Genomic DNA, 18,692 nt, shown 5'->3' with positions numbered 1-18,692 from the left:
CCATCGGAACAGGAGCGGGCATCCGGGCAGGATGCGTTATGGAACGCCGGGCGACGGATTCCCGGCATTGTAGCGGAATCACTTCCTGCAAACGGTAACCATTGGTCGCATCGGTAAACGAAAAAAGCGCTCCCGGGGGAGCGCTTTTCAACAGGCTGCCAGTGATGGCGAGCTTTCCTACGAGCGGACCAGATTCAGCTGGCTGTCGTCATGCAGCCCCGCCGGAGCGGAAGACTGCGGCGCCGACAACTGCCCGGCCTTGCCGTGCAACGCCTGGCCGTTGGAGGCCATAACGCCACTTTGCGGCATTGCCGGGCGATCCACCCGTTCGCGCAACTCCTTGCCCGCCTTGAAGTGCGGCACCCGTTTCTCGGGCACCAGCACTCGTTCGCCGGACTTGGGGTTGCGACCCACGCGAGGCGGCCGCTTGTTCAGACCAAAGCTGCCGAAGCCACGGATCTCGATACGATGACCATCGGCCAGAGCCTCGGACATCGCGTCGAGTATCGTTTTCACTGAAATGTCCGCATCCCGCAGCAGCAACTGCGGAAAACGGGCAGCCAGTTTCTCGACGAGCTCAGACTTGGTCATGGGCGGTCTCGCTGTTCGCGCGGCGCTCGTAAATTACTGGTTGTCCTGGCCCAGCTTGGCCTTCAGCAGCGCGCCCAGGTTGGTCGTACCAGCGGCGCCGGTATCAGCCTGGAACTTCTGCATGGCTTCTTGCTGGTCAGCACTGTCCTTGGCCTTGATCGACAGGTTGATGTTGCGCGACTTGCGGTCGACGTTCACCACCAGTGCGGTGATCTGCTCGCCTTCCTTCAGCACGTTGCGGGCATCTTCCACGCGGTCTGCGGAAATTTCCGAAGCACGCAGGTAGCCTTCCACGTCGTCTGCCAGTTGCACGACAGCGCCCTTCGGATCAACAGTCTTGATCGTGCCGGTAACGAGCGAACCCTTGTCGTTAGCCGAGATGAAGTTGTTGAACGGATCGCCCGACAGTTGCTTGATACCCAGCGAGATGCGTTCCTTGTCGACGTCGATGCCCAGGACGACAGCTTCCACTTCGTCGCCCTTCTTGTACTTGCGCACGGCTTCTTCGCCCGTCTCTTGCCACGACAGGTCCGACAGGTGCACCAGGCCGTCGATGCCGCCCGGCAGACCGATGAACACGCCGAAGTCGGTGATCGACTTGATCTGGCCGGCCAGCTTGTCGCCCTTCTTGTGGTTGCGGCTGAAATCGTCCCACGGGTTGGCCTTGCACTGCTTCATGCCCAGGCTGATACGACGCTTGTCTTCGTCGATATCCAGAACCATGACTTCGACTTCGTCGCCCAGCTGGACAACCTTCGACGGGGCCACGTTCTTGTTGGTCCAGTCCATTTCCGACACGTGGACCAGGCCTTCGATACCGGCTTCGATTTCCACGAATGCGCCGTAGTCGGTCAGGTTCGTCACCTTGCCGAACAGACGCGTGCCTTGCGGGTAACGGCGCGAGATGCCCACCCACGGATCTTCGCCCAGTTGCTTCACGCCCAGCGAGACGCGGTTCTTTTCCTGGTCGAACTTGAGGATCTTGGCGGTGATTTCCTGACCAACCGACAGCACTTCGCTCGGGTGGCGGACACGGCGCCAGGCCAGGTCGGTGATGTGCAGCAGGCCGTCGATACCACCCAGGTCCACGAACGCGCCGTAGTCGGTGATGTTCTTGACGATACCGTTGACGATCGCGCCTTCCTTCAGCGTTTCCATCAGCTTCTGACGCTCTTCGCCCAGCGTGGCTTCCACCACGGCGCGACGCGACAGCACGACGTTGTTACGCTTGCGATCGAGCTTGATGACCTTGAATTCCAGGGTCTTGCCTTCGTACGGCGTGGTGTCCTTGATCGGACGCACGTCGACGAGCGAACCCGGCAGGAATGCGCGGATGCCGTTGACCATGACAGTCAGGCCGCCCTTGACCTTGCCGGTCACGGTACCCGAGATGATCTCGCCGTCTTCCAGCGCCTTCTCGAGGTTCAGCCACGATGCCAGGCGCTTGGCCTTGTCGCGGGAGAGAATCGTGTCGCCATAGCCGTTCTCGAGTGCATCGATGGCCACGGAGACGTAGTCGCCGGCCTGCACTTCGAGTTCGCCCTGGTCGTTCAGGAACTCCTCCACCGGCACAAATGCTTCGGACTTGAGGCCGGCATTGACGACCACGAAGTTGTGGTCGATGCGCACGACTTCAGCGGAAATCACTTCGCCAGCCTTCATATTGGAGCGGGCGATCGATTCCTCGAACAGTGCGGCAAAGGATTCGTTAGTTTGCAGGTCGGACATAAACGTAAGTAGCAATCCGCAGTACATTGGCCGGCACGAGGGTCGTGCTCAGTCTGCCAGTGCAGCGGGGTTAGGTTGCAATACACCCGGGCGTCGAAGATTTTCGATCCGGGCTCCTTGGTGTCGGGGCTTTCCCAACGTTATCGCGCCATCAGCAGCGCGCTTGAAAATTTCTTGCGAGCTACTGCGAAACGCGCACGGCGGCGAACCACTCCAGCACCTGCGTCACCGCCTCGTCCACCGTCATTTCAGAGGTATCCAGGCGATACGCACCCTCTGCGGGACGCAGCGGCGCGGCGGCACGGGAACGATCCCGCGCGTCGCGCGCCTCGAGGTCACGCAAAAGGTCTTCGATATTAGCAGAAATTCCCTTATCAATCAATTGTTTATAGCGCCTGCGGGCGCGCGCCTCGACACTCGCGGTCAGGAATACCTTGAGCGGGGCCTCCGGGAAGATCACCGTGCCCATATCGCGGCCGTCCGCCACAAGGCCGGGGAGCTTGCGGAAACCACGCTGAAGTGCCGTCAACGCATCGCGAACCGGCTGATGCACGGCCAGCGCCGAGGCCCGGTTGCCAATGGCTTCCTGGCGGATCAATTGACTGACTTCCTCGCCTTCGAGCCAGACCCGATCCGGGCCGAACTTCACATCGAGGCGCAGGGCAATCTTTGCGAGGGTATCCACCTCCTGCACGTCGACATTGGCGTGATCGCTGGCCAGCGCCACGAGCCGATAGAGCGCGCCGCTGTCGAGGAGGTGAAAGCCGAGGGCGTCTGCCACCTTATGGGCCACCGTGCCTTTGCCGGATGCGGTTGGACCATCAATGGTGATGACGTCGATAATAGTCATTCTTTATTGGTTAGCTTGAAACTATTGATTTCCGGAATCAATCGTGAATCGTTACGATGGGGACCATGGTTGCGCGGCGGCGCGTTACTACCCGCCCCCACAAAAGGCTGCGCAACCATCCTCATACTTACTGCGTCACGCCGCCAAATACCGCGAAGTATTCCGGGAACGTCTTGGCGACGCAGCCGGGTTCGTTGATCCGCACCGGCAGCGGCCCAAAAGCGGCCAACGAGAAACACATGGCCATCCGATGATCATCATAGGTGCCAATTCCGTCTGCCGGGGTCTGCCAGGCTGACTGCGATGCCGGTGGCGTCACTTTCAGGTAGTCCGCACCTTCTTCCACCTCCGCACCGAGCTTGCGCAACTCCGTGGCCATGGCAGCGATGCGATCCGTTTCCTTGACGCGCCAGCTCGCGATATTGGTCAGCGTGGTAGTGCCGTCGGCGAACAGCGCGGCCACGGCCAGCGTCATCGCTGCATCGGGAATATGGTTGCAGTCGAGTTCGATGCCGTTCAGCCGGCCATCGTCGCGCTCGGTACCGCGCACCTCGATCCAGTTATCGCCGGCCATCACATTGGCGCCCATGCGATTCAGCGCGTCTGCAAAGCGCACGTCCCCCTGGATGCTCGACAGGCCCACGCCCTCCACACGCACCGGACCACCACCGATGGCACCCGCCGCCAGGAAGTACGAAGCCGTCGAGGCATCGCCTTCCACATAGATCTCGCCCGGCGACTGGTACTGGGCCTCGGCCGGCAGGATGAACCGCTCCCAACCCTGGCGCTCCACATCGATACCGAAGCGCGCCAGCAGGTTCAGCGTGATCTCGACATACGGCTTCGAGATCAGCTCTCCCACCATCTCGATTTCGATCTTGCCCGACGCCGACTTGGCCATCGGCAGCGTCATCAGCAACGCAGTCAGGAACTGGCTGGAAACATCGCCGCGCACGCGGATCGGCGCGTCGATACGGATTTCGGCAGGCTGGATCTGCAACGGCGGATAGCCGGGCGTACCCAGATAGTCGATAGCAGCCCCCACCTGCCGCAGTCCGTCGACCAGATCGCCGATCGGCCGCTCGTGCATGCGCGGCACCCCGCTCAGCTTGTACGCGCCGCCCTGCAGGGCCAGCGCGGCAGTCAGCGGACGGATGGCGGTGCCGGCATTGCCCATGAACAGGTCAGCCGATTTGGTCGGAAACTGCCCACCCACGCCCGTCACGATGCAGTCGCCGCCATCGCGCCGCCATGTCACGCCCAGCATGTTCAGCGCTTCGAGCATGACACGCGTGTCGTCGGAATCGAGCAGGTCCCGCACGCGGGTTTCGCCGGTGGCCAGTGCGGCCAGCAGCAGCACTCGATTGGAAATGCTCTTCGAGCCGGGCAGGCGGACCGTACCCGATGCACGGGTCAGGGGGCCGAGGGTCAGATGTTCCATGGTCTTGGCAGCATGGCCATCACGCTAATGGCGCGACAGCGTCAGGGTTCTACGTTATGGAGGGCGGTCGCACGCGCGGCGCCCCATTTCAGGCGGGTCTCGCTGGCGCGCTTGAATACGCGCTCCAGCGCCTCACCATCGCCCGCCTTGATCTGCTTTTTCAGATAGCCGAGCACTGCTTCGTACGTGTCGATCTCGCGCAGCAGAGCATCCTTGTTCGCGACACAGATATCGCGCCACATCTCCGGCGACGAGGCCGCGATGCGCGTGAAATCCCGGAAGCCGCCACCTGCGAAATCCAGCTTCAACGCGGCGTCCTCCGCATTGGCGGTCTGCGCCACCAGCGCGTAGGCCAACACGTGGGGCAGATGACTGACGGATGCGAACACGGCATCATGCTGCACAGCGGACATCACGTGGCAATCGGCGCCTGCCGACTCCCACATCGCGCGCACCGCGGCCACATCGGTGCGGCTGTTTTCCTGCAGCGGGCACAGCACCACTTTCTTGCCGAGATACAGATCGTTCAGCGCAGCTTCCACGCCGTTCAACTCTCGCCCAGCGATCGGGTGGGCGGGCACGAACTGGGCAACCTTGTCACCGAGTGCCGTCTTGGCCGCCATGATCACGTCGGACTTCGTACTGCCCGCATCGGTGACAATCGTGCCCGGTTCCAGGTGCGGCTCCAGCGCATGCAGCAACGCAAAGTTCTGCGCCACGGGCGCGCACAGCACAATCAGGCTGGCGCCACGTGCGGCATCGGCCAGCGACGTCGCGGCGTCGTCGATTACGCCAAGCTTCATGGCCTTGTCGAGCGACGCCGCCGAGCGGCCCACTCCCACGACGGTGCCCACTACGCCGGCACGCTTGAGCGACAGCGCCAGCGATCCGCCGATCAGGCCGACACCGACAATCACAACACGGGAAAAATGCAGAGCGTTCACGGATTCAAACCTGCCTGGATTCACTTCAACGCCTGCTCGAGCGCCGCGATGCACGCGGCGTTCTCGTCGGGCAAACCAATCGTGATACGCAACCACTGCGGCAACCCATAGTTCGCCACGGGCCGCACGATCACACCCTGCTTGAGCATCGCCAGATTCACGCGCGCGCCAGCGCCATCGTCGGTCCCCACGCGGACCATGACGAAGTTGCCCGACGACGGGACGTATTCCAGACCCAACCGCTCGAAGGCGGCCACCAGTTGCGCCTTGCCAGCGCGGTTCAGTGCCGCGCTGCGTTGCAGGAAATCTGCATCACCCAGCGCTGCCACCGCAGCGGCCTGCGCCAGGCTGTTGACATTGAACGGCTGGCGCACACGATTGAGCAGGTCGGTCAGCGGGGGCTGCGCTACGCCGTATCCCACGCGCAAACCCGCGAGGCCGTACGCCTTCGAGAACGTCCGGGACACCATCAGGTTGGGATACTTCCGCACCCATGCCACGGACTCGTATTGTTGCGCCGGATCGAGATACTCGTTGTACGCCTCGTCGAGCACAACCACGACGTGCGACGGCACCTTTGCAAGGAACGCTTCGATCTCGGCTGCGGACACGAACGTGCCCGTCGGATTGTTCGGATTGGCAACGAACACCAGCTTCGTGTCGGGCGTGATGGCGGCAGCCATCGCATCGAGATCATGACCGTACTGACGCGACTTCACCTCGATGGCCCGCGCACCCACTTCCTGCGTAGCCAGTGCGTAGACCGCGAACGAATACTCGGCATAGACGATCGATTCACCGGCGCGCACCAGCGCGTGCGCGGCCAGCTCCAGAATATCGTTGCTGCCATTGCCCAGCGTCAGCCATTCCGCCGGCACGTCATACTTTTCCGACAACGCTGCCTTCAACGCAAAGCCGTTGCTGTCGGGATAGCGGCCCAAATCTTCCACCGCCTCTGCGACGGCGGCCTTGGCCGAAGCCGGCATGCCGAGCGGATTCTCGTTCGACGCCAGCTTGACGATGCGCGCCTCATCGAGTCCGAACTCGCGCGCAACCTCGGAAATCGGCTTTCCTGCGATGTACGGCGAAATCTTCCGGACGTAGGTGGGACCGAAGTAGTCTGCCGCGTTACCCTGCTCTGCCATGATCTGCTCCGGTTACTTGCTCGACGGGTAAGAGCCCAGCACTTTCAGATATGCCGCATTGGCGCGCAGCATGTCGATCGCGCGCGCTACGGACGGATCGTGTTGATGGCCTTCCACATCGACATAGAAGTAGTACTCCCACGCCCCGCTACGTGCCGGACGCGATTCGAAACGGCACATCGACACGCCGTTCTCGGCCAGCGGCGCCAACAACTGATACACCGCGCCAGCCTTGTTCGGCACCGACAGGATCATCGACGTCTGGTCACTGCCCGACGGCTCCGTCTCGTAACGGCCGATCACGGCAAAGCGCGTGCGGTTGTGTGGATCGTCCTGGATATGCGTGCGGACAATGTGCAGGTGATAGCGGTTGGCCGCAGACTCACCTGCGATCGCTGCCACGGTAGGATCCTCGCTTGCCATGCGTGCGGCCTCGGCGTTGCTCGATACGGCCTGCCGCTCCAGATGCGGATAGTTCGCGGTCAGCCAGTGCTGACACTGCGCCAGCGCCTGCGCGTGGGCGCGCACTACCTTCACGCCCTTCATGTCAGGCGTGGAAGCCATCAGGTTGTGATGCACCTTCAGCGCAATCTCGCCGCTGATCTTCAGCGAAGTCTGCAGGAAAAGATCGAGCGTGCGCGACACCGCGCCTTCGGTCGAGTTTTCCACCGGCACCACGCCATACTCGACGGTACCCGCCTCCACGGCGCGGAACACCTCGTCGATGCTCGGGCACGGCACGCCCGAGACCTCATGGCCAAAATGCGCGTACAACGCCTGTTCCGAGAACGTGCCGGCCGGGCCAAGGAATGCAATCTCCAGCGGCTTCTCCAGCCCACGACAGGCCGACATCACCTCACGCCAGATGGACGCCACGCTCTCGCCGAGCAATGGCCCTGGATTGGCACCCTGCACCTTGCGGATGACCTGCAGTTCGCGCTCGGGCCGAAACACCGGCGCACCGTATTTCTTCTTGACCTCGCCCACGTCGAGCGCCAGTTGCGCACGGCGGTTCAGCAGCGCCAACAGTTCACGGTCAACGGTATCGATCTGGTCGCGCAACGGCGCGAGGTCTGCTGACAGCGCCTGTTCCTGCGGACTCGGTCCCGGATTGGAGCCGTTGGCGTCGGGGCGTTGCACGCCGGCATCTGCGCCCGGCTTGTCTTGCTGTGTCATATCAGGGCCTGTGGGCCGCGCGTCGTGGCGGCCTCGGAAAAGTCTGGGGCAACGACGGCCCGCCGCACAGGCAGCGGGGTCGGATACACCGCCGTCAAGCGGCGGTGCGCTCGAATTCGCGCATGAACTCGACCAGCGCGGCAACCCCTTCGAGGGGCATTGCGTTGTAGATGCTGGCGCGCATGCCGCCCACGGACTTGTGGCCCTTGAGCTGTACCAGGCCATTCGCGCGCGCCTGGGTCAGGAACGCTTCGTTGCGCGATTCGTCGCGCAGCAGGAACGGTATGTTCATGCGCGAGCGGCAGCTGGGATCGATTTCGTTACGGTAGAAGTCGCTCTGGTCCAGGTAATCGTACAGCGCACGCGCCTTGGCGATATTGCGCTGCTCGATTGCGGCCACGCCGCCCTGGGCCTTGAGCCATTGGAACACGAGTCCGGCGATGTAGATCGCATAGGTGGGCGGCGTGTTGTACATCGAATCATGTTCGGCCACCAGACGCCAGTTGAACGCCGACGGGCACATCGGATGTGCGAAGCCGATCAGGTCTTCACGAACGATGACGATGGTGACGCCGGCCGGGCCGATGTTCTTCTGCGCACCGCCATAGACTACCTGCGCACGCGACCAGTCGATAGGTCGCGACAGGATATGGCTCGATGCGTCGGCCACAACAATGCGTCCCTTGTCGTGCACGCCGGTCTGGCCGATGTCCGGGATCTCCTGGAACTCCACCCCGACGATGGTCTCGTTGGTGCACAGGTGGACATACGCGGCATCGTCGGACAGGTTCCACGACTTGGCGTCGGGAATCTTGTGCCACTTCTGATCCTGGCTCGACGCGGCGATATTCACCTCGCTGTAGCGCTGCGCTTCCTGCTCGGTCTTGACCGACCACGTACCCGTGACCACGAAATCGGTCTTCGGCTTGGCACCCTGCACGCGGCCCGCGAGGTTCAGCGGTACGATGCCGTTCTGGCCAATCGCCCCGCCCTGCATGAACAGGATGCGGAAATTCTTCGGGATATGCAGCAGTTCGCGCAGGTCGGCCATCGCCTGCTGATGGATGCTCTCAAAATCCTTGCTGCGGTGACTCATCTCCATCACCGACACCCCGGTGCCACGCCATGACAGCATTTCTTCCGCGGCCTGCTGCAGGACCTCGGCCGGCAATGCGGCGGGACCGGGCGAGAAGTTGTAGACGCGCTCGGCCAGCGAACGTTGCAGGCCGGTCAGGGCGGGATTCTGGTGATCGTTCATGGAGGAAAAAGAAAAATGGCTGCCGGATTGAACCAGGCAGCCATTATCCCCCAAAACCCGCGCCCCTTGGACACCGTAGGCGTCCGGAGCGGGGTGGGAACAGCCGGATCGCCGGACCATCAGGCCCGGCGAGGCCGACCGTCGATCACTTGCGTGCTTACTTCGAGGCAGCAGTGATTTCCTTCTCGGCGGCGTCGCGCATCGACTTGCCAACCTGAGGACCGTACTTCTGCATCATCGAACCCCAGATTTCCTGGGTGGCCTTGCCCTGGTTCTGCATGAACTTCTGGCCCGTCGGCGACTTCAGGAACGTGGTCAGGTCCTTCAGTTCCTGCGTCGTGTAGTACTTGCCGAACGCGTCGTAGTGCGCCTGGATGGCGTCCTTGCGGAAACCATCGGTGTTGAACGCGGTGCCCGCGCCATCCACCATGCGCTGCACTGCGCCGTTCTTCTTGAGCTTCTCGACAGCGGCCTGCTTCTGCTTGTCGTTCAGCGTCTTGTTCTCGACCAGCACCTGCTCCAGCACCAGCGGGGCTTCCTGCTTCGCACCCTGTTGCCAGTTATCGGCCTGACCCTTCACTGCCTGGTCGGCCTGCATGACGGAAAGCAGTTCCTTGATGGCCGCTGTCTTGTCCTTGTCTTCCTGAGCGTGCGCACCTTGCGCCAGCATCATGAGCGGAGCGAAAGCAGCCAGAACAGCGATACGTCGATAGGTTTTGAGCATTATGACTCCCTGGAAAATACGTCCGGATTAGTCCGGTCGGCCGTCTGGCGAGTTCCGGCCGCCGTCCCATTGTTGCAACAAATTACGAATTCGCGTCTGCGTCAGTGGCGCCTGCGTCGCTGGCGCCCGTGGTGTCGTCCGCCGCCTCGTCGTCATCCGCGCCATTGGTGTCGGCGTCGGTCTCGACGATGCGCTGCAGCCCCGACAGCCGCGTGCCCTCATCCACGTTGATCAGGGTGACACCCTGCGTGGCGCGGCCCATCTCGCGGATTTCCGCGACACGGGTGCGAATCAGCACACCGCCCGTCGTGATCAGCATGATCTCGTCTTCAGGCGAAACCAGCGCAGCAGCGACCACACGGCCATTGCGCTCGCTCGTCTGGATCGCAATCATGCCCTTGGTGCCGCGCCCGTGTCGAGTGTATTCACTGATAGGCGTACGCTTGCCATAGCCGTTCTCGGTGGCCGTCAGCACGCTGCCCACCGGGGCGGTGATGCTGGCTTCGGGAGTCTCGGCGGCATCAGTTTCTGCCGGCGCCACGAGCATGGCGATCACCGACTGGCTTTCGTCCAAGTTCATGCCGCGCACGCCACGGGCCTGACGGCCCATCGGACGGACGTCGTTCTCGTCGAAGCGCACGGCCTTGCCGGCGTCCGAGAACAGCATCACATCGTGCTTGCCGTCGGTCACGGCCGCGCCAATCAGGAAGTCACCCTCGTCAAGATCGACGGCGATGATGCCAGCCTTGCGCGGGTTCGAGAAATCCGTCAGTACGGTCTTCTTCACCGTGCCACGCGCGGTGGCCATGAAGATGAAGTGCTCCGCATCGAACTGGCGCACCGGCAGGATCACGTTGATCTTCTCGCCGTCAGCCAGCGGGAACATGTTCACGATCGGACGACCACGCGAGTTTCGCGAACCTTGCGGCACCTCGTAGACTTTGAGCCAGTAGAGGCGGCCACGGTTCGAGAAGCACAGGATGTAGTCGTGCGTGTTGGCCACGAACAGCGTATCGATCCAGTCGTCTTCCTTGGTCGCCGTGGCCAGCTTGCCGCGCCCGCCGCGCTTTTGCGCCCGGTATTCGGAGATCGGCTGGCTCTTCATATAGCCCGAGTGGGACAGCGTCACGACCATGTCCTGCGGCGTGATCAGGTCCTCGGTGTCGAGCTCGGTCGCGTTCATCTCGATCTGCGAACGGCGCTCGTCACCGAACTCGGCACGAATGGCGCCCAGTTCGTCGGTGATGATCGTGGTGATACGTTCCGGACGCGCCAGGATGTCGAGCAGGTCAGCGATCACGCCCATGACCTCGCGGTACTCCTGGACGATCTTGTCCTGCTCCAGGCCGGTCAGGCGCTGCAGACGCATCTGCAGAATTTCCTGCGCCTGACCATCGGAGAGCTTGTACAGGCCATCCGGCTGCATGCCGAACACGGCAGGCAAACCATCCGGACGATACGAGGCGCGGCCACCCGAAGTGTCGCTTTCGGCACGTGCCAGCATTTCGCGGACCAGGCCCGAATCCCAGGGCTTGGCCATCAGCTCTGCTTTAGCCAGCGGAGGCGTCGGCGCGGCCTTGATGATCGCGATGAACTCGTCGATGTTCGCCAGCGCCACAGCCAGGCCTTCCAGCACGTGGCCACGCTCGCGCGCCTTGCGCAGTTCGAAGACCGTACGGCGGGTCACGATCTCGCGGCGATGCGACAGGAACGCCACGAGCATCTGCTTCAGGTTCAGCAGGCGCGGCTGGCCGTCGACCAGCGCCACCATGTTCATGCCGAACGTATCCTGCAGCTGCGTGTTCTTGTACAGGTTGTTCAGGACGACTTCCGGCACCTCGTTGCGCTTGAGTTCGACCACCACGCGCATGCCCGACTTGTCGGATTCGTCACGGATGTCCGAGATGCCCTCGACCTTCTTCTCGGTAACCAGCTCGGCAATACGCTCAAGAAGCGTCCGCTTGTTCACCTGGTACGGCAGTTCGTCGACGATGATCGCCTGGCGCTGGCCACGGTCGATATCCTCGAAGTGAGTGCGCGCACGCATGACCACCCGGCCGCGGCCGGTGCGGTAGCCTTCGCGTACGCCCTGAATGCCATAGATAATGCCGGCCGTCGGAAAATCGGGTGCCGGCACCAGTTCAATCAGCTCGTCGATCGTCGCATCGGGATTACGGAGCAGATGCAGGCAGGCATCGACGACTTCATTAAGGTTATGCGGCGGGATATTGGTGGCCATACCCACCGCAATACCCGACGAACCATTGATCAGCAGATTAGGAATACGGGCCGGCAAAATGCCCGGCTCTTTCTCCGAACCGTCATAGTTCGGATCGAAATCGACAGTTTCCTTGTCGATATCGTGGAGCATTTCGTGGGCAATCTTGGAAAGGCGGATTTCGGTATAACGCATCGCCGCGGCGTTATCTCCGTCCACCGAACCGAAGTTACCCTGGCCGTCCACCAGCATGTAACGCAGCGAGAAATTCTGCGCCATGCGGACGATCGTGTCGTAGACAGCAGTATCCCCGTGCGGGTGATACTTACCAATCACATCGCCGACGATACGGGCGGACTTCTTATAGGCCCGGTTCCAGTCGTTGTTGAGCTCATGCATCGCATAGAGCACGCGCCGGTGTACCGGTTTCAGGCCGTCCCGGACATCGGGCAGCGCGCGCCCCACGATAACGCTCATTGCGTAATCGAGGTATGAGCGGCGCATTTCCTCTTCCAGCGAGACCGGCAGGGTTTCTTTGGCGAATTGATCCATTGCGACGTGGTTTATGCGGCGGGTTTAAGCAAATGAAGCCCGCGAAATCGGAAGCCCGGAAGGGCCTGTCGACGACGGGCGAACATGGCATTCTAACACGCGCGCAACCCCTTCCCGCCCTCCCCCGAGGACCCCGTCCGGAGCCTCTCCAAACGCCCCGGATACCGAAACCCCCTACCCGGCAACCCATACAGGACAAGGGTTTGCAGGCGCCGCAAGTCCGATGTTGCACAAACACCACAGGCCCAAAACCACGTGGTTAGATCGAATATATTTACTTCTTAGGAAACGAGCCTTGTGGCACAATTCCCCAGCGAAGAGCCAGACATTGTTCGAAGTGGAGCATACTCCACATCGCGAATGTTATACTCCGAAGAATGTATGACTTGTTTTCGTCCATTTGCTCGCAGTAACCCTGCGGTGATCTCATCCTGAGAGGAGAAATATGAAAAAATTTGCCAAGCTCGCACTCGTTGCAGCTACCGCAGTAATGGCTGCATCCGCTCAAGCCCAGTCCGTCCCCTATGAAAAGAAGGCCGTGAACGATAACTGGGGCAACGGTACGAGCGAGTACGTGTGGAAGAATGGCACGAACGAGCTCTGCTGGCGCGACAGCTCCTGGACCCCGGCAACGGCCAATGCCCTGTGCGATGGCGCACTGGCTCCGGCTGCTGCTCCGGCTCCGGCACCGACCCCGGTGGCACCGCCGGTTGTGTCCAGCGAGAAGGTCACTTTCGCTGCTGACACGCTGTTCGACTTCGACAAGGCTGTTCTGAAGCCCGAAGGCAAGGCCAAGCTGGACGACCTGGTCTCGAAGCTGCAAGGCATCACGCTGGAAGTCATCATCGCCGTTGGCCACACCGACTCGTTCGGTTCGGACAAGTACAACGATCGCCTGTCGATCCGTCGTGCTGAATCGGTCAAGGCTTACCTGGTGAGCAAGGGCGTCGAAGCCAACCGCGTCTACACCGAAGGCAAGGGCAAGCGCCAGCTGAAGGTTGATCCGAAGTCGTGCAAGGGCAACCGCACCGCTCAGATCGCCTGCCAGCAGCCGAACCGCCGCGTGGAAGTCGAAGTGGTCGGCACCCGCAGCGCACGTTAATCGGAACGCTTCCGATGAAGAAAGCCCAGCGCAAGCTGGGCTTTTTTTCGTTTATGCCTTCCGTGTTTCCACTGGAAAACCAGGCGCATCTCCGCCTCGCATGCCAATGCGGCTCTGGTTTTTTGGTAAAGTTGCCGCAGCCTTCTCACGAGACCGCCGGTCGCCCGGCCTTAAGATGTCGCATTCGTCCACGCTCACCTCCTCGCTCGATTCCCGCCCCGGGCTCAACGCCGATCCGAAAGAGATCGACAAGTTCAGCGAGCTCGCTCACCGCTGGTGGGACCCGAATAGCGAGTTCAAGCCGCTGCATGACCTGAACCCGCTCCGGCTCGGCTGGATCGATGGTATCGCCGGCCTTTCGGGCAAGCAGGTCATCGACGTCGGCTGCGGCGGCGGCATCCTGTCCGAAAGCATGGCGCGCCTGGGCGCCACGGTCCGCGGCATCGACCTGTCAACGAAGGCACTGAAGGTGGCCGACCTGCACAGCCTGGAATCCGGGGTGGCAGTGACATACGAAGAGATCGCCGTCGAGGCGTTGGCCGCGCGCGCGCCATCCAGCGTCGACGTGGTGACCTGCATGGAAATGCTCGAACACGTGCCCGATCCGCAGTCGATCGTGCGCGCCTGCACCGCGCTGGTCAAACCGGGCGGTTATGTCTTCCTCTCGACGATCAACCGAAACCTGAAGGCATATCTGCTGGCAATCGTCGGCGCCGAGTATGTCCTCAACATGCTGCCGCGCGGCACGCACGACTTCGAGAAATTCATCACGCCCTCGGAAATGGCCCGCTTTGCCCGCGTAGTCGGCCTGGAGCTCATCGAGATGCGCGGCATGACCTTCAACCCGATCACGCAGGTCTATGCGCTGGGCCGTGATACTGACGTCAACTACATGATGGCATTCCGCAAGCCACGCTAAAACGATGCCAACATTCGACGCAGTTTTCTTCGATCTCGACGGCACGCTGGCCGACACCGCCCCGGACCTGGCCGCGGCGGCCAACCGCCTTGTCGTGGAGCACGGGCGGGACCCGGTCGCCTACGAGAAACTCCGTCCCGTCGCCTCACATGGCGCGCGCGGACTGATTGGCGTCGCGTTCGGCAAGCGACCCGAAGATCCGGAATTCCCCGCGCTTCGCGATACGTTCCTGAACTACTACGAAGCGGACATCGCCGTGCATACGCGGCTGTTCGACGGCATGGACACGGTGCTCGCGGCCCTGGAAGCCGACGGCATACGCTGGGGCATCGTCACCAACAAGATCGCCCGCTTTACCGTGCCGCTGGTAGACGCCATCGGCCTGACACCGCGCGCTTCAGCCGTCGTCAGCGGTGACACCACCGCACACGCCAAGCCCCACCCTGCCCCCCTGCTGCACGCCGCCGCAGTGAGCGGCGTGGACCCGACCCGCTGCCTGTACGTTGGGGACGACCTGCGCGACATCCAGGCCGGCAAGGCCGCGGGCATGGCAACCGTTGCCGCCGCCTACGGCTATTGCGGCGACGCCGAGCCGCCCGAGACCTGGCACGCCGACTACCTGATCCAGCATCCGTCGGAGCTGCTGACGCTGCTTCGCTGAGTCCCCGTAGCCCAGAAGGAACCACCGTGCGCCAGCGGCGTCGAAACGGAGTACAATCGCGGTTCTTTCGCGTTTGACTACGCACATTGGGGCCGACCTGGTTTCGACGTGGGTTACAAAGCAGTGGAGGGCATACCGAGGACCCGTCACCTCGTTAATCAATGGGAATGCAATAACTGCTAACGACGAACGTTACGCACTGGCTGCCTAAGGGCTAGCCGTCCTCGCACTGGCTCGCTGACGGGCTAGGGTTCGCAAGAACCAGCGAGGTCATTTACGTCAGATAAGCTTCGGGAGTGTCACGGGCCCGAGGACGAAAACCTAGTGACTCGCCGTCGTAGAGCGTGTTCGTCCGCGATGCGCCGGTTAAATCAAATGACAGAACTAAGTATGTAGAACTCTCTGTGGAGGGCTTGCGGACGCGGGTTCGATTCCCGCCGGCTCCACCAGACACAAAAAAACCCAACCTTCACCGGTTGGGTTTTTCCTTTTCTGGCCACGCTTCGCGGGCGGCAGCGCCACGTCAGTGCATCACGGCACCCGTCGCCGGCAAGCTATCCAGTCGTGCCTTGTAGAAGCGCTCCACGGGCAGCGTGACGCCCAGCCACGCGAACATGTGGCCGGCGTGGTCCACCGACTGGATCATGCCCGGCATCCACAACCGCTGCAGGCGCGTGGCTTCCATGCCCGAGCGCTCGGCAAAGCCGTCAACGCCGAACTCCTGGATGGCCTTGAACAGCACCAGGCCCACCAGGTACATGTCACCCGTATCGAGGGCGATTTCTGCCTGTGCGGTCCAGCGCGCTTCGCGGTTCTCTATTTTTTCTGCTTCTGCAAAGCGCTCGCTCATATCCGGTTCTGGCGTGCTGCCCAACAGGTGAAACGAAAGACTCATTGCCCGTCTCCAAATCCCGTGTCGAAATTCAATGACGGCAATTGACGCCGAAAACTGTAGCGATCGGTATAGATCGCAGCAGTTTTCAGCGCAAATACAACAGTTAGCGGACGATGCGCCACAGAGCCGGCGTGGCCGCTGGGGTCCAGCCAGCACCTGCCCAAGCCGTATGACGTTGTCGGCAAGCGTAGCGGCGACCGTTGTACGTCACCACCTGTCCGATTTCGTACGATACGTTTTCGGCCCAAGGCATGCCGCCTTTCGCGCCTGCGTTGCCACTATTGCCAGTGGCACCGTTACCGGACGACGGTGCTTCCTTGTCCACCTCGAACTTGTAACCCTCATAGCCCTTGCCCAGGTAGACCCGGTTCTGCGTTGCCGAGGTCTGCGGCACGACGTTCGCCACACCGTTCCGCGACTGGAGTTCGCCGATGCGGAAGACGTGCGATTCGGCGTTGACCTTCTGCGCGAGCTGGAAGGCCCAGGCATCGGCGCCCGTGCGTCCTGCCACCACATCGACCGTGTGTTTGGCGATGTCACGGCCCGAGGCATCCATCACGCGGAAGGTCAACCTGGTGCCCGCCGCCAGATCTCCTGCTGCAACGAGCGGTCCTTGGTCTTCCCAGCCGGCGGAAGGTGCGGCGACCCCATCACCGGGAAATTTCACGTCGGCGCACGCGTAGAACGCTTCGGGGCTGTCGTTGCGCTGCCAGACGCTGTAGATGATGTGGCTGCCCTTCTTGCCAGCGGGCAGTCGCACGTTCATGCGATACCGGCCGCCCTCGTTGGTCGCGGACGAGCCGGGCACCGAGGCGAACTCTTCAAGATCGCTCCAGGCGAGCGCCTTTGACGGGTCCCAGCCGTCGCGCGTGATGTAGTACTTGAAATACTGTGTGGCATGGCGGGCCGTGGCGCGCCAGACGAACGTGTAGTCGCCTGCCGGTGTCGGTACGATCGAGGTCTGTTGCCAGTCGCCGCGCGGCAGGTCAAGGCCACGGAACAGCGAGGAGCCGCCCGAGCACAGCATGCCATCGGCTACAACCGCTTTGTGGTCACCGTTCGCACCGCCCTGCCGCACTCCGTTCCAGTCATAGAACTGCTGCGCGCCGCCCACCGCGCGGGCGGCCTTGCAGCCGCCTGACTTCGGACTCTCTGCACCTTCGTTGTAGCAGTTCAGCACGCGGCTGACCGGCAGTTCCATGGTTCCGTGAGCTATTGCCGAGGTGGGCAGCGCGGCGCCCATGGCAAGCCCCGCGAGGATGATGACTGTCTTTGACATATTGCACCTGAAGAAAAAAGGGTCGGGAGATCGAGACTGCAACCGCCATGGAGAACCCGAAAGCGGCGGGGCCGATTTCACCCGCTACAAGGTGCGAAGAAAATAGGAAACCTCCTAAAGCATCAAAGTCTTGCGATGCTTCAATTCCTGCGTGCGTACGATGCCGGCAACCTATCTGAGAACGAATCGGACGAGCGCCCGACAGCGGGCGCTACAATAGCCCGTCGATGCTCTCACGCCCTCTCCTCATGTCCGATCACCCACGCTTCACCATCAACCGGTCCATGGTCATCCTGCTGCCCGAGCAGCCATTCGTTGACTGGATCCTCGCCGTCGATCCCGAGCCCCCGCCTACGCTCTCGGTGGAAGCCGTGCGCGACGATGCCAGCGTGTTCCTGCTGCCCGAGGACGCCGCCGACACCCCTGAGAATGCGCAGCAGTGGGTCGAGCAACGCTGGCGCGCCATGTTCGAATTCATGCTCGCAGAATGGTTCGACGAATCACTGTGGCCCGCGACCCTCTCGCTGGACATGTTCCGCAAGTGGTTCTCGGTCAAGTACCACTCGATGATTTGGGACCTGTCTCCCGAGACGACACTCGATTACGAAGATTGGGAAGAGGACGACGACGATTCGTCCACGATGCTGCACTGAACCGGCATCGGCCATGCCAAAGCAAAACGGCACGCCTTGCGCGTGCCGTTTTTCCTTTCACCGCCCTCCCCGCATCAGAGGAATCGGTCCAGAATCTTCCGACTTGGCTTGTCCAGCGTGAGCTGATCGCGAATCAGGTAGTGGATGCCGTGGCTGTCCGAGATCAGCAGCGTATTGCCCGTGAGCCGGCGAATATCCTCCTCTCCGCGCAACACGAGGTCGGTCTGGCCACGGTCGGTCTTCACGGTCCACACGCTCGGCGTGGCATAGGTGGACACGCCCAGGATCTTCTCGATCTCGGGCATGAACTCCCGCCCGGCAAGTTCCGCCTCGATCAGTTCGCTAATCTGCGCAGGCAGCAGATCGAGGCGCGGAATCCAGGCCAGTTCGCGGCCGTCGGTGCTCATCAGGCCGAGGCCATCTTCCGATGCGGAAATCGGAAACGCCCGCACCGGCACCACGCCTTCATGTTGCGTACCATCGGCCATGGTCATCAGGAGCTTGCCGAGGCGATTACGGGTCAGGGTGAATTCAGGCGTCTGCATGGCCGATCCAA

17 protein-coding genes and 1 other RNA gene are annotated in these 18,692 nt (G+C 62.0%); 5 read left to right on the top strand and 13 right to left on the bottom strand.

Annotation, left to right across the window (positions count from 1 at the left end; all coding sequences use genetic code 11):
* Nucleotides 1-177 precede the first annotated feature (177 nt).
* The 10 genes from GA566_RS03555 to gyrA all read right to left on the bottom strand — a co-directional run bounded on the left by GA566_RS03555 (nt 178) and on the right by gyrA (nt 12,627).
* Nucleotides 178-591, bottom strand: a complete 414-nt coding sequence (locus GA566_RS03555) for an integration host factor subunit beta (protein ID WP_137926442.1) — start codon at nt 589-591, stop codon at nt 178-180.
* Nucleotides 592-624: 33 nt separating this feature from the next.
* Nucleotides 625-2,319, bottom strand: a complete 1,695-nt coding sequence (rpsA, locus tag GA566_RS03550) for a 30S ribosomal protein S1 (RefSeq protein ID WP_137926443.1) — start codon at nt 2,317-2,319, stop codon at nt 625-627.
* A gap of 181 nt (nt 2,320-2,500) precedes the next feature.
* Nucleotides 2,501-3,169, bottom strand: coding sequence for a (d)CMP kinase (cmk, locus tag GA566_RS03545; RefSeq protein WP_160471660.1), 669 nt, complete (start codon nt 3,167-3,169; stop codon nt 2,501-2,503).
* Nucleotides 3,170-3,296: 127 nt separating this feature from the next.
* Nucleotides 3,297-4,610: a 3-phosphoshikimate 1-carboxyvinyltransferase gene (aroA, locus tag GA566_RS03540; protein WP_160471658.1), complete on the bottom strand. Its 1,314-nt coding sequence runs from the start codon at nt 4,608-4,610 to the stop codon at nt 3,297-3,299.
* 41 nt (nt 4,611-4,651) lie between these two features.
* A complete protein-coding gene (locus GA566_RS03535) occupies nt 4,652-5,554 on the bottom strand; it encodes a prephenate dehydrogenase/arogenate dehydrogenase family protein (RefSeq protein ID WP_160471656.1) in 903 nt (300 codons plus the stop codon).
* A gap of 20 nt (nt 5,555-5,574) precedes the next feature.
* Entirely contained in the window at nt 5,575-6,699 is a 1,125-nt protein-coding gene (hisC, locus tag GA566_RS03530; protein ID WP_137926447.1) for a histidinol-phosphate transaminase, read from the bottom strand.
* Between the two features lie 12 nt (nt 6,700-6,711).
* Nucleotides 6,712-7,875 carry a prephenate dehydratase gene (gene pheA / locus GA566_RS03525; RefSeq protein WP_160471654.1) on the bottom strand — a complete coding sequence of 388 codons (1,164 nt, stop codon included), beginning with the start codon at nt 7,873-7,875 and terminating at the stop codon, nt 6,712-6,714.
* 94 nt (nt 7,876-7,969) lie between these two features.
* The gene (gene serC / locus GA566_RS03520) at nt 7,970-9,133 is read right to left on the bottom strand and encodes a 3-phosphoserine/phosphohydroxythreonine transaminase (protein WP_160471652.1); all 1,164 of its coding nucleotides are present in this window, start codon (nt 9,131-9,133) and stop codon (nt 7,970-7,972) included.
* Between the two features lie 157 nt (nt 9,134-9,290).
* On the bottom strand, nt 9,291-9,857 hold the full coding sequence (locus tag GA566_RS03515; protein ID WP_137926450.1) for a DUF2059 domain-containing protein: 567 nt from the start codon (nt 9,855-9,857) through the stop codon (nt 9,291-9,293).
* Nucleotides 9,858-9,939: 82 nt separating this feature from the next.
* On the bottom strand, nt 9,940-12,627 hold the full coding sequence (gene gyrA / locus GA566_RS03510) for a DNA gyrase subunit A (protein ID WP_160471651.1): 2,688 nt from the start codon (nt 12,625-12,627) through the stop codon (nt 9,940-9,942).
* Between the two features lie 445 nt (nt 12,628-13,072).
* Between gyrA and ompA the strand changes: the two genes are divergently transcribed.
* The 4 genes from ompA to ssrA all read left to right on the top strand — a co-directional run bounded on the left by ompA (nt 13,073) and on the right by ssrA (nt 15,758).
* Nucleotides 13,073-13,729: an outer membrane protein OmpA gene (gene ompA, locus GA566_RS03505; protein WP_066739225.1), complete on the top strand. Its 657-nt coding sequence runs from the start codon at nt 13,073-13,075 to the stop codon at nt 13,727-13,729.
* A gap of 175 nt (nt 13,730-13,904) precedes the next feature.
* Complete coding sequence (ubiG, locus tag GA566_RS03500; RefSeq protein WP_137926688.1) at nt 13,905-14,648, top strand: bifunctional 2-polyprenyl-6-hydroxyphenol methylase/3-demethylubiquinol 3-O-methyltransferase UbiG; 744 nt, start codon at nt 13,905-13,907, stop codon at nt 14,646-14,648.
* Nucleotides 14,649-14,652: 4 nt separating this feature from the next.
* The gene (gph, locus tag GA566_RS03495; protein ID WP_137926650.1) at nt 14,653-15,309 is read left to right on the top strand and encodes a phosphoglycolate phosphatase; all 657 of its coding nucleotides are present in this window, start codon (nt 14,653-14,655) and stop codon (nt 15,307-15,309) included.
* A gap of 88 nt (nt 15,310-15,397) precedes the next feature.
* Nucleotides 15,398-15,758: a transfer-messenger RNA gene (gene ssrA / locus GA566_RS03490) on the top strand.
* Between the two features lie 74 nt (nt 15,759-15,832).
* Here the strand turns inward: ssrA and GA566_RS03485 are convergent.
* Together GA566_RS03485 and GA566_RS03480 are read right to left on the bottom strand one after the other, a co-directional pair.
* Nucleotides 15,833-16,204, bottom strand: coding sequence for a hypothetical protein (locus GA566_RS03485; RefSeq protein WP_237380039.1), 372 nt, complete (start codon nt 16,202-16,204; stop codon nt 15,833-15,835).
* 103 nt (nt 16,205-16,307) lie between these two features.
* Nucleotides 16,308-17,483: a lytic polysaccharide monooxygenase gene (locus GA566_RS03480; RefSeq protein WP_160471649.1), complete on the bottom strand. Its 1,176-nt coding sequence runs from the start codon at nt 17,481-17,483 to the stop codon at nt 16,308-16,310.
* 248 nt (nt 17,484-17,731) lie between these two features.
* Here GA566_RS03480 and GA566_RS03475 point away from each other — a divergent pair, with 248 nt between their 5' ends.
* Entirely contained in the window at nt 17,732-18,136 is a 405-nt protein-coding gene (locus GA566_RS03475) for a hypothetical protein (RefSeq protein ID WP_137926652.1), read from the top strand.
* 74 nt (nt 18,137-18,210) lie between these two features.
* On the opposite strand, the gene GA566_RS03470 is transcribed toward GA566_RS03475, so the two are convergent.
* Nucleotides 18,211-18,681, bottom strand: a complete 471-nt coding sequence (locus GA566_RS03470) for a DUF1854 domain-containing protein (protein ID WP_160471647.1) — start codon at nt 18,679-18,681, stop codon at nt 18,211-18,213.
* Nucleotides 18,682-18,692 lie beyond the last annotated feature (11 nt).

It is taken from the genome of Cupriavidus sp. SW-Y-13 (assembly GCF_009793345.1).
In the GTDB taxonomy this organism is placed as follows: Bacteria; Pseudomonadota; Gammaproteobacteria; order Burkholderiales; family Burkholderiaceae; genus Cupriavidus.
Note: the sequence above shows the minus strand (reverse complement) of the source record. Positions and strands in the feature narration are given on the sequence as shown.

Bases quoted from the DNA above. Each gene is read 5' to 3' on its own strand.
- GA566_RS03555 (WP_137926442.1), bottom strand. From the start codon at position 591: ATGACCAAGTCTGAGCTCGTCGAGAAACTGGCTGCCCGTTTTCCGCAG.
- rpsA (WP_137926443.1), bottom strand. From the start codon at position 2,319: ATGTCCGACCTGCAAACTAACGAATCCTTTGCCGCACTGTTCGAGGAA.
- cmk (WP_160471660.1), bottom strand. From the start codon at position 3,169: ATGACTATTATCGACGTCATCACCATTGATGGTCCAACCGCATCCGGC.
- aroA (WP_160471658.1), bottom strand. From the start codon at position 4,610: ATGGAACATCTGACCCTCGGCCCCCTGACCCGTGCATCGGGTACGGTC.
- hisC (WP_137926447.1), bottom strand. From the start codon at position 6,699: ATGGCAGAGCAGGGTAACGCGGCAGACTACTTCGGTCCCACCTACGTC.
- pheA (WP_160471654.1), bottom strand. From the start codon at position 7,875: ATGACACAGCAAGACAAGCCGGGCGCAGATGCCGGCGTGCAACGCCCC.
- serC (WP_160471652.1), bottom strand. From the start codon at position 9,133: ATGAACGATCACCAGAATCCCGCCCTGACCGGCCTGCAACGTTCGCTG.
- GA566_RS03515 (WP_137926450.1), bottom strand. From the start codon at position 9,857: ATGCTCAAAACCTATCGACGTATCGCTGTTCTGGCTGCTTTCGCTCCG.
- gyrA (WP_160471651.1), bottom strand. From the start codon at position 12,627: ATGGATCAATTCGCCAAAGAAACCCTGCCGGTCTCGCTGGAAGAGGAA.
- ompA (WP_066739225.1), top strand. From the start codon at position 13,073: ATGAAAAAATTTGCCAAGCTCGCACTCGTTGCAGCTACCGCAGTAATG.
- ubiG (WP_137926688.1), top strand. From the start codon at position 13,905: ATGTCGCATTCGTCCACGCTCACCTCCTCGCTCGATTCCCGCCCCGGG.
- gph (WP_137926650.1), top strand. From the start codon at position 14,653: ATGCCAACATTCGACGCAGTTTTCTTCGATCTCGACGGCACGCTGGCC.
- GA566_RS03485 (WP_237380039.1), bottom strand. From the start codon at position 16,204: ATGAGTCTTTCGTTTCACCTGTTGGGCAGCACGCCAGAACCGGATATG.
- GA566_RS03480 (WP_160471649.1), bottom strand. From the start codon at position 17,483: ATGTCAAAGACAGTCATCATCCTCGCGGGGCTTGCCATGGGCGCCGCG.
- GA566_RS03475 (WP_137926652.1), top strand. From the start codon at position 17,732: ATGTCCGATCACCCACGCTTCACCATCAACCGGTCCATGGTCATCCTG.
- GA566_RS03470 (WP_160471647.1), bottom strand. From the start codon at position 18,681: ATGCAGACGCCTGAATTCACCCTGACCCGTAATCGCCTCGGCAAGCTC.